The sequence below is a fragment of the Streptomyces sp. NPDC036822 genome (assembly GCF_055609145.1).
In genome coordinates this window covers 1-13,458 of record NZ_JBVJPY010000016.1, presented here as the reverse complement: position 1 = coordinate 13,458, position 13,458 = coordinate 1, and the positions used below count along the sequence as shown (strand labels likewise).

Here is a 13,458-nt window from a genome sequence, read left to right as displayed (position 1 = left end):
ACCAGGTCCGGTCAGGCGCCGGGCAGGACGCCGGTGCGGGCCACCTGGGAGTACCAGCGGGCGCTGGCCTTGGGGATGCGGGCGCCGGTCGGATAGTCGACGTAGACCGCGCCGAAACGCTTGCTGTATCCGTGTGCCCACTCGAAGTTGTCCAGGAGTGACCAGAGGAAGTAGCCCCGTACGTCCGCGCCGTCCGCGATGGCCTGGTGGACGGCGGCCAGGTGGCCGTGCAGGTAGGCGATGCGGGCGGGGTCGTTGACCTGGCCCGAGGGGTCGGCGTAGTCGTCGAAGGCGGCGCCGTTCTCGGTGATGACGAGCGGCAGGCCGGGGAAGTTGGAGTCCAGTCGGCGCAGGAGGTCGTACAGGCCGCTGGGGTCGATGGCCCAGCCCATGGCCGTCGTGTCGCCGGGGGGCTGGTGGAAGGCGACCTGATCGGCGCCGGGCCACGGGCTGTGGGCGCTCCTGCCGTGGCCGTCCGAGGTGTGGGTGCCGCTGCCGTCGGCCCGGGAGACGAGAGTGGGTGTGTAGTAGTTGACCCCGAGGAAGTCCAGGGGCTGGTGGATCTGCCGGAGGTCGGTGTCGTGGACGAAGGACCAGTCGGTCAGCGCCGCGGTGTCCTTGAGGAGGTCCTCCGGGTAGGCGCCTTGCAGCATCGGTCCGGTGAAGACCCGGTTCGCCAGCGCGTCGATACGGCGGACCGCGTCGGCGTCGGCGTCCTCGCCGGTCAGCGGGCGGACGTGGTGGATGTTGAGCGTGACCGAGCACCGGGTGCCGGCGGGGGTCCGGTCCCGCACCGCCTGGACGGCCAGGCCGTGGGCCAGGTTGAGGTGATGGGCGGCGCGCAGCGCGGCGACCGGGTCGGTCCGGCCGGGGGCGTGCACGCCGGAGCCGTAGCCGAGGAAGGCGCTGCACCAGGGCTCGTTGAGGGTGGTCCAGGTGCTCACCCGGTCCCCCAGCGCGTCGGCGGCCAGGGCGGCGTAGTCGGCGAACCGCTCGGCGGTGGCGCGTTCCGGCCAGCCGCCGGCGTCCTCCAGCTCCTGTGGCAGGTCCCAGTGGTAGAGGGTGGCGACCGGCTGGATGCCCTTGCCCAGGAGTTCGTCGACGAGACGCCGGTAGAAGTCGAGGCCCTTCTGCACGGCCGGGCCGCGCCCGGTGGGCTGGATCCGTGGCCAGGCGAGGGAGAAGCGGTAGGCCCCGATGCCGAGGTCGGCCATGAGAGCGACGTCCTCGCGCCAGCGGTGGTAGTGATCGGTGGCCGTGTCACCGGTGTCGCCGTTGCGGACACGGCCCGGCGTGCGGGCGTAGGTGTCCCAGATGGACGGCGTGCGACCGTCCTCCGCGGCGGCCCCCTCGATCTGGTACGAGGCCGTCGCGGAGCCCCAGAGGAAGCCGTCGGGGAAGGTGCGGGAATGGTCAGGGGTGGAAACGGTCGGCTGGTGGGCTGCGGTGACCACGTAGGTCCTTTCACGGTGGGGTGTTCGGGATGAGGGGCGGCCGGGCGCCGGCGAGCGGGGCCGGCCGGTCGATGCGGCGGGTCAGCCCTTGACGGCGCCGGCCATGATGCCGCTGACGATCTGCCGTCCGAAGACGATGAACATCGCCAGCAGCGGAAGCGTGCCGAGCAGAGCGCCCGCCATGATCAGGGACTGGTCGCGGACGTATCCGGCGCTGAGCTGGGTGAGGGCGACAGGGACGGTCGGATTGGTCATGTCGAGCACCACGAAGGGCCAGAAGAAGTCGTTCCAGGCGTGCACGAACGTGATCATGAAGAGGACCGCCATCGCGGGCCGCGCCACGGGCAGCACGATGCTCCAGAAGATGCGCAGGGAGTGTGCGCCGTCCACGCGGGCGGCCTCGACCAGTTCGTCCGGCAGTGCTTCCGACAGGTATTGCCGCATGAAGAAGACGCCGACCGCGCTCACCAGGGTCGGGAAGATGACGGCGGGTAGTTCCTGCGACCAGCCGAGCTCGGACATCATCATGAACAGCGGGACGACACCGAGCTGGGGCGGCACCATCATGGTGCCGATCACGAGCATGAGCAGGACGTTGCGGCCCTTGAAGCGCAGCTTGGCGAAGGCGAACCCGGCCAGCGTCGCGAACATGACCGTGGACAGAGCGATGACACCGGCCACGATCAGGCTGTTGACCATGGCCTTCCCCATCGCCGCCTCGTCCCAGGCGCGGGCGAGGTTGCCGAAGAGGTTCGGGCCGGGCAGGAGCGGTGGCGGCGTCTGGCTGACACGGGTGTTGTCGGTCGAGGCGGCCACCAACGTCCAGTACAGCGGGAAGATCGACACGACGGCCGTGATCGAGAGCAGGACGTAGGCGAGGGGGCCCGCGTGGTGCTGGCGGCCGGCCCGCGGGCCGAGCATCCGGCGGCGGGCGCGGGCGGCGGGCTTTTTCGGGGTGGTCCGGGCCGGGGGGTCCGTCCGGACCGGGAGGCTCTGTGTGGTCATGGGGACTCCTGGTCAGGACGCGCGGGAACGCAGGCGCTGGATGAGGCGCTGTGCCACGAAGACGAGGACGAGCAGCAGGAACATCGCCCAGGCGACGGTCGCCGAGCGGCCCATCTGGTAGTTCTTCCAGCCCTCCTCATAGAGCAGCAGACCGAGGGTCTGGTACTGGTTGTCCGCGCCGCCCGTGACTCCGTTGGGGCCCTGTCCGAAGATCAGCGGTTCGCCGAACAGCTGCGTGGCGCCGATGGTGGAGAGGACGATGGTGAAGACGATGGTGGAGCGGATTCCGGGCACGGTGACGTGGGTGAACTGCTTCCAGCGGGACGCCCCGTCGATGGCGGCGGCCTCGTAGCGCTCGGCGGGGATGGCCTGCATGGCGGCGAGGTAGAGCAGCGCGTTGTATCCGGTCCACCGCCAGATGACGATGGTGGAGATCGCGACCTGGGCGGGCCACTTGTCCGCCTCCCAGTCCACCGGGTCCAGGCCGACGAGTCCGAGCGCCCAGTTGATCATGCCGAAGTCGCGTTCGAAGAGCATGGTGAACACGAGGGCGGCGGCACCGACCGAGGTGGCGTAGGGGACGAGCGAGGCGATGCGGAAGAAGAGCGAGCCGCGCATCTTGTAGTTGAGCAGGTGGGCCAGACCGAGCGCCATCAGCAGCTGCGGCACCGTGGAGATGACGCCGATGGTGACGGTGTTGGCCAGGGCGTTCCAGAACCGGGGGTCGCTCCAGAGTTCGACGTAGTTGTCGAACCGCACCCACTCCATGACGTCGAGAGTGGCCAGCTCCACCCGGTGCAGGGAGATCCAGGAGGTGTAGACGAGGGGGTAGAAGCTGAACGCGGCGAACACGACGAAGAACGGGGCGACGAACGCGTACGGTGCGCCCTTGACGTCCAGCCGGTGGAGCAGCGCGCCCCGCCGCCGGCCCGCGTCGCCGCCCGGCGTGCGGGACGGTCCTCGACGCTCCTGGCCGGCCTGGGCCTTGGTGGTGGAGGTGGCCACCGGAGTTCCTTCCTGAGAGCAGAGATGTGAGCCGCTGCCCGGGCCCGCCGGTGTGGTGCGGGCGGGTCCGGGCGGCCGGAGGGCGACGGTCAGCCGACGGCCTTCTCGATGCGCTGCGCGGTGGTCTGCCAGGCCTTGTCCCGCGAGGTGCCCTGCTCGACCAGGGTCAGCCCCTGGGAGAAGGTGTCCTTGATCGTGCCGTCCTTGCGGCCCAGGACCTGCCTGTCCGGGATCTCCCGCGCGGCGGCACCGAAGATCTGGCCGATCGGGGCGTTGTCGAAGTACTCGGAGGTGCCGTTCCGCACCTCGGCGGACTCCAGCGCCTTCTGCGAGGACGGGACGCTGCCCTGCTTCTGGAAGATGTGCGCCTGCTGTTCGGGGGCGGTCAGCCAGGCGACGAGCTTCTTGGCCTCTTCCTGCACCGGGCTCTGCTTCACCACGCCGAGGAAGGACCCGCCCCAGTTGGCGCCCTTGGGTGCCTTGGCGACATCCCACTTGCCCTTGTTGGCAGGGCCCGCCTTCTCACCGATGTGGCCGAGCATCCAGGCCGGGCAGACGGTCGTGGCGAAGGTGCCGTTGGCCAGACCCGGGTCCCAACCAGGCTGGAACTGCCGCAGCTTCGCGGTCAGTTGTGCCTCGGCGGCGTCGGCGGCCAGGTTCCAGGCTTCCTTGACGACGGGGTTCTTGTCGTAGATCAGGTCACCCTTGGCGTCGTAGTACTGCTCGGAGTGGCCGTAGACCATGGCGTTGAACAGGCCGCTGGCCGCGTCCATGAAGGCCACGCCGTCACCCTTGAAGCCCTTCTTGAAGGTACGGCCGACCTCCACGTACTTCTTCCAGTCGCCCTGCCACAGCTTGGCGACCTCCTCGCGGTCGGTGGGCAGACCGGCCTTCTCGAAGTGGTCCTTGCGGTAGCAGACGGCCATCGGGCCGATGTCGGTGCCGAGACCGAGCACCTTGCCGTCGGCGGTGGTGATCTGGGACTGCTTCCAGGGAAGGAAGTGGTCGGTGCCGCTGAGGCCGGCGAAGTCCGCGAACTTGTCGGCCTGGGTGTCGACGATCTCCTTGGCCCGGCCGATCTCGATGCCCTGGATGTCCTTCAGACCCTTGCCTCCGGCCAGCCGCGTCTGCAGGGCGGTGTAGTAGGTCTGCTCGTCACCGGCTATCTCGGCCTTGATGTCGACGTTCGGGTTCTCCTTCTCGTACTGCTCCAGAAGCCCCGTCTCCTTGAAGCCCATCACCCCGTACATCCCCATGGTGATGGTGACCTTGCCGTCCTTCTTGCCGCCGCCCGTCGCCGACTCGTCACCGGCTCCACAGCCGACGACGAGCGCGAGCGCGCCGACGGCGGCGGTGACCGCGACCGCCCTGGTGCGCGGTGTCCTGCGAGCAGTGCTCATGACTTTCCTCCTCGTGACGGCGCTGGCGCGCCGGGGTGGCGGTGTGGCGTGGGGACGGCGTCTCTCTGGTGGGAACGTGCCCATCGCGGGTGGGAACGTGCCCACCGATGGATCGAAGACTCGTGGTGCCGAGCCCCTCGTGTCAATGGCTTGTAAACAATTCGCGACGGAACCGGGCGTCCGGTGTTCGTTTCATGGCAGCGGAGGGTGATGGCGGCGCCGGTCCGTCTGCCACAATTGCCGCTGGTCACGTCCGCCGCGTTGCGGCGGTAGCCGCTCGGAGGAGCACATGACAGGGAACCGCCGGCCCACGATCAAAACCGTCGCCGCTCGTGCCGGGGTCGGGCGGACCACGGTGTCCCGCGTGGTCAACGGCTCGGATCTCGTGAGCCCGGAGGCCCGGGAGCGCGTCCTCGCGGCGATCAAGGAACTGAACTACGTCCCGAACTCCGTGGCCCGAGGGCTGGTGACCAGTCGCACCGACTCGGTGGCCCTCGTGATCCCGGAGTCCGAGAGCCGGCTCGGCTCGGAGCCTTTCTTCGCCGCCTTGATCCGCGGCGTGAGCGCGGCGCTCGCCGACACCCGGACCCAACTGCAGCTGACACTGGTCCGCGACCGGTCCGAGCGGGACCAGATGCTCGCTTCGGTGACCACCCGCCGGGTCGACGGTGTGCTGCTGGTCTCGGTCCACGCGGACGACCCTCTGCCCGGCATGCTGGAGGAGACGGGGTTGCCCACCGTGCTGGCCGGCCGCCGGGGCGAGGGCGAAGAGCTGAGCTACGTCGACTCCGACAACGCGGGAGGCGCCGCCGCGGCCGTCCGACACCTGCTGGACACCGGCCGCCGCCGCATCGCCACGATCACCGGGACGCTCGACATGGACGTCGGCCGCAGCCGCCTGGCCGGCTGGCGCGACGCCCACCGCCGGGCGGGCGTGCCGGCCGACGAACTCCTCGTGGAGGGCGGCGACTTCACCGAGGAGGGAGGCCGTCGCGCGATGCGTTCGCTTCTTGAACGCGCACCGGACCTCGACGCCGTCTTCGCCGCGTCGGACCTCATGGCCGTCGGCGCCTTGGCCGAACTCCGCCTCCAGGGCCGGCGGGTGCCGCGCGATGTCGCCGTCGTCGGTTTCGAGGACTCCATCCTCGCCCGCCACGCGCACCCGCCGCTGACCACGGTGCGTCAGCCGGTCGAGGAGGTGGGGCGGACGATGGCCCGGATCCTGACCGACATCACCCGGCACGGCGCGGAACGGCAGCAGGTGACGCTGCCGACGGAGCTGATCGTGCGCGAGTCGTCGTGACGCCTACTGTGGCGGGAGGGTGCTGGAAGGGGGGCGTCGAGACCTTCCCGGGTCGTGCCGAAAGTGCGATGAATGATCACGGGTCATGATTCGGTGAGTACCACGGAGGAGCGGTAGGCGATGCTGGCCCCCTTCGGCAACTGGTCGACAGCGTACGGTTCCGGCTCCGGACCGGTGCTCCGTTGGCGTGACGTTTCCGCCGAGTACGGACCGTGGAACCGGGCCTGGCCGCGCTCGGCGCACCCACCCTCCGCACGGCCCGCCTGCAGGAAGGCGTCGGCGGCTCCTGGACGCCCCACATCCTCCTCGCCGCCGACCTGCCGCAAGGCACCGAGACCCAGGCGCTGTTCGGCCTGATCACGGCCGAGCCGCGGGTCGTCGGCGCGGTGGTGACCTCGAGCGCGACCGGCTACCTCGCCTTGGAAGAGGTCTGGACCCTGCACCGTGGGGGACCGGATGACAGCATCGTCCTGCCCGGCTCCGGCCTGCCCATCCAGCTCCAGGGCTTGTCAGACCCGCACTTCGCCGACGCGATCGAGCTGCTCACCCTGTCCGCCGAAGACGAGGCTGAGCTAGTGCCCTTCCGTGCGAAGGCCAGCCGCCACCGGTTCGGTGCCTTTCGACGTGGCCAGTCCAGAATGCTGTCGTGGCCGAAGATGAGCAGAGCAGCATAGAACCGCGTTCATTCCTGACGTGTGTGACCGAGGTGGCTCGGCTGTTGGGCGTCGAAGCCGTCACCATGGAGCCGAACGACCGGCCTGCCCGCCACCTCGCTCATGTGGTGCGCAAGCCCCTGCTCGAACGCGCGAGTCTGCCCGAGGAGCTGTTCGCCCCGCTGATGGCTGCAGCCGTTTACGACCCGGATCCCAGCTTCTGCCGCTGGTTCGTCGAGCCGGCGGTCTACGCGTTCGGACGCCGCCGCGTGATGGCAGCACTGGTCGAATACCTACGGGTCGGCACGGAAGCCGAGCGGGCGGGTGCCGTGCGGGCCTGGTACTGCGCCCATGTCCCCTTGCACGCAGACCGTTCCCCCGCGTACGGGCCCGACGGGGTACGTGATCTCGCTCTGGACGAAGCACAGGACATCAAGGTCGCCTGGCTGGAGGCCTCCATGGAGGTGTTCGCCGAAGCCACCGACCTGCAGATGCGCCACCGGGTCCTGCTGGGCCTGCCTACCTCCCGCGAGGCATACCCGCCATCGCTGTACAAACTGCTTGAAAACATGCTCGCATTCGCCCGAGCCCACCCTGACCCACACATCCGGCGCTGGGCCGCAGCGGCAGACCACGATGGGGCCTGAGCACGACTTCGTTAGCGCATGATTCGATGAGTGGCGGTCCACAGGACCTGAGCAAAAATCCAGCGGAGAGCGACGTGACAGTGGTCGAACAGCGACGCCTCAACTGGCGAGCCTACGGATGGTGGCTGTTCGTAGCCCTGTGGTGCACAGGGGAAGCCGCCTTCTCTGACGGCTCAGGCTGGCGGCGGGTTCTCTACGCCACTGCTCTGCTCTTCGTACTGATTGCTGCCTCCGGGAACGCGGTTCGCCTTCTTCGGGAGCGGAGGGCGACCCCAGCACCAGTTGACGCGATGTTGAGCGTGGCTCTCGCGATCATGGAGATCACCACCGTCGAGCGGGTCTTCAGCAGGCTGAAGAACTCCCGGAGGCGTCGCTACCCGCTACGACGAGCGTGGCTGCCTCTTCCTTGAATGGTCACCGCCGACGCGGCCGGCTCGGTGCCGAGCTGGCCAGCGATAGCCGGCGTCGTGCAGGTTGCTCAACGCCGAGTGATCATTGGACACCAGCACCTGGGCTAACCGGTTTGCCGCAGCGACTACGGCAGACCAGCCTGGTGAGGCCAGATACACCTCGTCGCGGGCAGCGGCACCGACCGAGTCCTGTAGCGGCGTAGGCCCCTCCAAGGTGCGCCAGCAACTCGACTTCCTCCTCGCTGCGAGGGGTACCGCCCCAGCCAAGGCAGAGGGCGCGGCAGGTACCCCGGCATGAGGACCTGGCCGACGACGTCCGCGGCCGGGCGGAGTGGGAGCGCCTCGCCCAGTTACTCGCCGTCGCGGCCTCGGGCACCTTCTATGAGGGGCATTCGAAATGACCGCCCTGCGCAGCATCGAGGGCGGCGAGCCTCCGGCCGACGATCCCAGGAGCGCCAGCGGGAAAGCGGAGCCCAGACGCGCTCCTGCTGCCAGTCGACGGCTATCACTTCGAAGGTGAGTCGCTGCCCGATGCTCACAGCTTCGGATCGATGCCCATAGCCTCACGGGTCAGATCACCATGGGGAAGACACCGCTGTGCAGCAAGGACCGGAGTGCAGGGCCTTGAGGGACGCTTCACCCGGGATCGGTGAGGGTTCCTGGGAAACGGATCAGTCCCACCAGAAATCCCAGTGATGGGCACCGGTGATCCGCTCGGCGTACGCGGCGAGTGAGTCCGGCCTGTTGCACTGCCAGATGTTGTCCGGGCAGAAAGCGAAGTGCTCGGCCGCGACCAGGAGAGCCTCGTGCTCGCCCGCAGGTGGCGCGGCGACGCTGAGGTGCAGTGTGGAGAAGCCGACCGCGACGACACGGACGCCGAAGCGGTGTTCCCAGTCGCGGACGACCGCGGAGAACTTCGCGGTGTCGTTGTCGTAGTTGCAGGGCCCGGCCCAGCCCGCGGCCGTCAGCGCCTCGGCACCGGTTAGCGCGGCGACGAGCCCCAGACGCGTCTGAGGGAGGTCGACGAGGAACGTCTGCGCGAACTGGGCAGCCAGTTGATCGGGGTTGGTTGTCGTCGCCCGTCTGGGCGCGAGACCGGGCCAGGTCTGTCCGAAGGGGGCCGTGGCGGCGAGGCGCCTGTCTGCGTCGAGCATGTCGTCTTCGTCGCCCGCTGCGTAGGTATCCCACCATCGAGCGAGGAGGCCAGCGGAGTCGTGGCTCGCCGGGGAGGACATCAGCTCGGGAAAGACCTCTCCGGATCCCCAGGGGCGAAATTCGCCGTTGCTCGGATCCAGCGAGTCGAGCAGCAGCGGCCACAGGCCGGAACTTGTGTGTTCGGCGTGCATCCGCGTCCACAGTTCGGCCGTGGCCGGCCCATCACTGAGCCAGAGGGGTTGTACTTCTCCGTCGCCCTCATCGGACGTGACCATCCGACCAGGCGGAAGGCCCCATCGGGTTTCGGGGCGCATGGGGTGCATGTCGGCGCTATGACCGGGAGGTATCACTGAGATCCCATCACTCGATCGCGGAACTGCTGGAAAGCGTGCCAGCCGGAGGTCTCGCCCGGAGTGATCAGGCCCCCCTCGGCGCAGTCGAGCGCCTTGCACCGCAGGGCCTCGGCAAGACGGAGGATGGGCGTCAGCACGTCGTCGCCGGAGCCCCGGATGTGAAGCATGACGGAGTCCACCGGATCTTCTGAGCCGATGTTGAGCTCGATGGACCACGTGAGGCCGGACACTTCACCCCACGCGGGGTCCGATAGATCGACATCGGGAACGGCCTGGGTGACAGTTGCAAGTACGTCGTGTCGCCGGCCGAGCGGGTCCGGGATGTAGTCGGCGGGGATCTCCCGAACCGAGGTGACATTGTCGGGCAGGCGAAGGAGGAGCACGTCCCAGCTCATGGTGGCCTTCCGGATAGGACTCGGGTAGCGGTTGCGGGCGGTTGCGGTGAAGCCCGACTCCTGCCGGAAGTCCGGGGGCTGCGCTTGGTGCGGCCCGCCGAACAGCATCGTCAGCAACCTGCCTCCCCGTCTCCGCGAAGAGGCTAAGCCCAGTGTGAAGCAGCGGCGGCGGGCTCCGACGTGTTCGAACAGTCACACATGGGAGAACTCAACGCCTCGCCCCCCCCGGATCGACAAGGGACCCAAGCCATGAGTTCGCTACGGACGGCGAGCGATCTCCCCACGAGGACAAAGTGGTGTGGCTGGAAGACCTTGAGGAACTCGACTACGTCCGCCAGGCCCTTGACAAGACTTTGCGTCGCCGAGGTAAGCCCCGCTACCACCGTGACGGACGCATGATCGGCTTCGCTGAACTCAGCGAAGAGGCCGAGGCCGACCCCGACACCGGTATGCAGAAGAGACGTGTCTTCTATCTGCTTCCTCACGACCGCGACGCCGAGCCCGACGGTCTGGACAGGGCAGGAGCGCCTGGGGAAGCGGTCGATCCGGCAGCGTAGGCAGCAAGACCACCCGATCGCAGCGCGGATCCGTCATGCCAGTTGCCTAAGGGCTGTCCCGTGAATGATCTCTGACGCCTCGGGCGTGGTGGGCCGCCGTGCGGCCCGTTGGCTTATCCGGCGAGGGCGAGGTTGTGCATTTGTGCGATGCCGAGCATGGCGTGGCGGACACCGTCTCCTTTGAGGCGGCAGTCGCGGAGGATCTTCCAGGTCTTCATCCGGGCGAAGACGTGCTCGACACGGGCCCGGACCTGCTGATGGGACTTGTTGTGTTCCTCCTTCCAGGCTGGAAGTTCGGTCTGGCCGCGCTCTCTGCGGTGAGGGATGACGAGCCCGGTGCTTGGATAGCCGCCGTCGGCGATCGTGAGGGTCTTGCCGACGGCGGCCTTGGCGCCGGACTCCTCCCACGCCCTGCAGTCGTTGCGGTTCCCGGCGAGTGGCCGGCCGACCACGACGACCAGGCGGGTGTCGGCGTCGATGACGACTTGGTGGTCGGTGGAGTATCGATAGTTCTTCGACCGCTCGGCGATCGTGTGGTCGCGGGTGGGCACAAGGGTGCTGTCCACGATGAGCACGGTGTCCTTGGCGAACCGCTTGCGGGGCTGGAGGGCGAGCATCGGCCCGAGGTGGTCGATGATGCGGTCCGCTGCCGACTTCGAGATTCCGAACAGCGGGGCGAGCTGGCGCATGGTCAGGTTCGTGCGCCAGTACGCCGCGACGAGCAGGGCCCGGTCCTCCAGCGGAAGGCTCCACGGCCGGCCCCTGCGGACCGCGTCCGCACCCTGGCGCCGCAGCACCGTCACCAACTTGCCGAAGGCGCGAGGGCTCAGCCCGGAGAACGGGGCTATCCAGACACCTCAGGCGTGTAAGAAGTCAAGTTCGCAGCGCTGAGTCCGTGTGTAGCCTGTTGATCTATTCGAACGGATGAGGTGAGGTGAGGGTGGACGCGGAACGGCGGCACGTGGGCCTCCATCTTCCTGAGGGGTCCTGGTGGGACTGGGATGTCATCGCTTGGGACGCTGCTGAGCTACGGCTGGCGGCCGGGCATGATCTCACCTACTACCACGGCTTGGAGCTGGTCTTCGGCGATCCGACTCTCGTCAGCTGCCCGGCGAAGTTTCTCGATCCGGTGTTCCGCGCGCCGACGATCGAGGAGCTCGCGAGAGTCACCCGCCAGATCGGTGAAGAACCGCCTGTCCTTGTAGCCTTTGAGGCGGACGCGGGCGGGCTGGAGCCAGTCTCTTGTCTCATCGCGGCGGAACGAACCAAGGTTGTGCAGGAAACCGTTCTGAGGTACTGGCGCGACGACGTAGCCCCTGGTCAGCGCTTCGCTCCGTGGGTGCGGCCGCCGACGCCGCAGGCGGGCTAGGCGGCCACCACCAAGGCAGGCGCAGCTGGGAAGGCTACGGCCTCATCGTAGCGGCGGCCGTGCTGGAGGCAGTGGTAGAGCTGTCCGATCATGCGGTTGAAGAGGTTCCGCTGGGCGGCTGCGTGCCAGTCGCCCTGGTCCCGGCGGTGTCGGTAGTGGGTCTTGGCGCCGGGTGAGGCTGTGATCGCTGAGAAGGCCCAGAGGTAGCCGGCGTGGTTGAGACGGTCGTTCTTAACCCAGCGTCGGGTGATGCTGGACCTCTTGCCGGAGGCTCTCGTGACGGGCGAAGAGCCAGCGTAGGCCTTCAGGCCGCGGGCGTCGGCGAATCGGTTGCGGTCGTCGCCGATCTCGGCGAGCACCCGGGCGCCGAGCTGGAGGCCGAGGCCGGGGAAGCTGAGGATGATCTCAGCGTCCGGGTGCTGTGGGAAAGCCGCTTCCACCGCTTCGGCGAGCTGGTCGGCAGCAGAGCAGGCGGCATCCAGCTGGACGAGGAGGGCGAGCATCTGCTTGCCGAGCGCCTCCTCGACCAGCGGCGGCTGGTGCGCCCATTCGGCCCGGAAGACGTCACGAAGGCGTTCTACTTCTTCCTCGATTCCGCGCTGGCGGCCGGCCCGCTTGAGTGCGGCTTGGAGTTGAGTGCGGGTGAGTTGGGCTGTGCGGGTCGGTGTCGGGGCGGCCCGGAGGAGTTCGCGGACCTCGGGCCGGCACAGACCGTTCTTCCAGCCATCGGCCGCCGCTATGGCGGAGGGGTAGTACTCGCGCAGCAGCGATCGAAGCTGGTTGGCACTCTGCTGCCGGTTCCAAGTGGCATCTTGTTGTGCGCGGGCGAGGACGGCGACGGCCCGGGCCAGGTCGCTGTCCTGCGGCAGGGGCCGGTGGGCGTGCATGTCGGTGCGAAGGATGTTCGCCAGGACGAGGGCGTCGCCAGGGTCGGACTTCTTTCGGGAGACAGAGTGCCGGTCGCGGTAGCGGGTGGCGGCCATCGGGTTGATCGCGAACACCTGCCGCTTGCCGGTCCGCAGCACGGTGACGAGCAGGCCGCGGGAGGTCTCGATCGCGACTGGGATCGGATCCTCAGCGCTGTCGCCGTACTCGGTGAGCAAATTCAGCAGGATCTTGTAGCCAGTGGCGTCGTCGGTGATGTGGCGCTTGGCGACGAGCTGGCCGGTGTCGTCGATGAGGGCGACATCGTGTGTCTTCTCCGCCCAGTCGATGCCGCAGTAGATCAAGACCCCTCCCGGTGCTGTTGTGCGTTTGTACTGGTCACGAGCTCATGCGGAACCACGCAGCGACCTAATCCCAGGACTCGACGCGAGGGCCGGTCCGCCACCTCAGTAGCTGTTCGTGGCACCAGCTCACCCCACGGGCCCCGGTCTGCGTTGGAGCTCAAGCGGCTCGGGCATATCGAGAGGTCACCGTGCGGCGGGCTCGCACCACCAACACCAACGAGTGATCAAGCAGGCGGTGTTGACGATGATGGCGATCGCGAGGGAGCCGGACACCGCCGCTCTGGATAGAGGAATCAAGTGCCCGGACGGCTCAAGGCGTCAGTCCGGCGCCCACGTGACCGCCACCGCGACCATCGGACAGTGCTCGAACAGCCCGTTGGGGGGCTACCCCCTCGCGGCTGTCGCTATCACCGGATGAGGACGGCTCCGACGTCGTGATCACACCAGCCACAGCAAGATCATTCCAGTTGCCGGGCCTGCCGGCCGGGCCCTGCCCACAGCATGGAAATCAGGCGACCGGGCC

At 68.3% G+C, this 13,458-nt stretch carries 12 protein-coding genes and 1 pseudogene; 5 read left to right on the top strand and 8 right to left on the bottom strand.

The genetic code is table 11. The annotated features are described in order from the left end of the window. Window positions 1-11: 11 nt before the first annotated feature. The 4 genes from ACZ68P_RS28560 to ACZ68P_RS28545 all read right to left on the bottom strand — a co-directional run bounded on the left by ACZ68P_RS28560 (window position 12) and on the right by ACZ68P_RS28545 (window position 4,864). A complete protein-coding gene (locus tag ACZ68P_RS28560) occupies window positions 12-1,454 on the bottom strand; it encodes a GH1 family beta-glucosidase (RefSeq protein WP_471011185.1) in 1,443 nt (480 codons plus the stop codon). Between the two features lie 81 nt (window positions 1,455-1,535). After that, the gene (locus ACZ68P_RS28555) at window positions 1,536-2,459 is read right to left on the bottom strand and encodes a carbohydrate ABC transporter permease (RefSeq protein ID WP_471011184.1); all 924 of its coding nucleotides are present in this window, start codon (window positions 2,457-2,459) and stop codon (window positions 1,536-1,538) included. Window positions 2,460-2,471: 12 nt separating this feature from the next. Then, the gene (locus ACZ68P_RS28550) at window positions 2,472-3,464 is read right to left on the bottom strand and encodes a carbohydrate ABC transporter permease (RefSeq protein WP_471011183.1); all 993 of its coding nucleotides are present in this window, start codon (window positions 3,462-3,464) and stop codon (window positions 2,472-2,474) included. Window positions 3,465-3,553: 89 nt separating this feature from the next. Further along, entirely contained in the window at window positions 3,554-4,864 is a 1,311-nt protein-coding gene (locus tag ACZ68P_RS28545) for an ABC transporter substrate-binding protein (RefSeq protein WP_471011181.1), read from the bottom strand. Window positions 4,865-5,153: 289 nt separating this feature from the next. Between ACZ68P_RS28545 and ACZ68P_RS28540 the strand changes: the two genes are divergently transcribed. From ACZ68P_RS28540 to ACZ68P_RS28530, 3 genes are all read left to right on the top strand, one after another. After that, window positions 5,154-6,167, top strand: a complete 1,014-nt coding sequence (locus ACZ68P_RS28540) for a LacI family DNA-binding transcriptional regulator (RefSeq protein ID WP_471011178.1) — start codon at window positions 5,154-5,156, stop codon at window positions 6,165-6,167. 212 nt (window positions 6,168-6,379) lie between these two features. After that, the gene (locus ACZ68P_RS28535; RefSeq protein ID WP_471011176.1) at window positions 6,380-6,841 is read left to right on the top strand and encodes a hypothetical protein; all 462 of its coding nucleotides are present in this window, start codon (window positions 6,380-6,382) and stop codon (window positions 6,839-6,841) included. Next, a complete protein-coding gene (locus tag ACZ68P_RS28530; RefSeq protein WP_471011173.1) occupies window positions 6,814-7,467 on the top strand; it encodes a hypothetical protein in 654 nt (217 codons plus the stop codon). The genes ACZ68P_RS28535 and ACZ68P_RS28530 overlap by 28 nt, the downstream gene beginning before the upstream one ends. A gap of 1,081 nt (window positions 7,468-8,548) precedes the next feature. On the opposite strand, the gene ACZ68P_RS28525 is transcribed toward ACZ68P_RS28530, so the two are convergent. Together ACZ68P_RS28525 and ACZ68P_RS28520 are read right to left on the bottom strand one after the other, a co-directional pair. Further along, window positions 8,549-9,307, bottom strand: a complete 759-nt coding sequence (locus ACZ68P_RS28525) for a DUF4253 domain-containing protein (protein ID WP_471011171.1) — start codon at window positions 9,305-9,307, stop codon at window positions 8,549-8,551. A gap of 71 nt (window positions 9,308-9,378) precedes the next feature. Further along, the gene (locus ACZ68P_RS28520) at window positions 9,379-9,888 is read right to left on the bottom strand and encodes a hypothetical protein (RefSeq protein ID WP_471011379.1); all 510 of its coding nucleotides are present in this window, start codon (window positions 9,886-9,888) and stop codon (window positions 9,379-9,381) included. Between the two features lie 141 nt (window positions 9,889-10,029). Here ACZ68P_RS28520 and ACZ68P_RS28515 point away from each other — a divergent pair. After that, a pseudogene (locus ACZ68P_RS28515) lies at window positions 10,030-10,387 on the top strand (DUF6009 family protein). A 63-nt stretch (window positions 10,388-10,450) separates the two neighbouring features. Here ACZ68P_RS28515 and ACZ68P_RS28510 read toward each other — a convergent pair. Beyond that, on the bottom strand, window positions 10,451-11,185 hold the full coding sequence (locus ACZ68P_RS28510; protein WP_471011376.1) for a transposase: 735 nt from the start codon (window positions 11,183-11,185) through the stop codon (window positions 10,451-10,453). A gap of 92 nt (window positions 11,186-11,277) precedes the next feature. Between ACZ68P_RS28510 and ACZ68P_RS28505 the strand changes: the two genes are divergently transcribed. After that, window positions 11,278-11,706 (top strand): hypothetical protein, encoded by a 429-nt coding sequence (locus ACZ68P_RS28505; protein ID WP_471011168.1) that lies wholly within the window; start codon window positions 11,278-11,280, stop codon window positions 11,704-11,706. Here the strand turns inward: ACZ68P_RS28505 and ACZ68P_RS28500 are convergent. Next, a complete protein-coding gene (locus tag ACZ68P_RS28500; RefSeq protein WP_471011166.1) occupies window positions 11,703-12,935 on the bottom strand; it encodes an IS110 family RNA-guided transposase in 1,233 nt (410 codons plus the stop codon). The two genes, ACZ68P_RS28505 and ACZ68P_RS28500, sit on opposite strands and share 4 nt — an antisense overlap. Window positions 12,936-13,458: the final 523 nt, after the last annotated feature.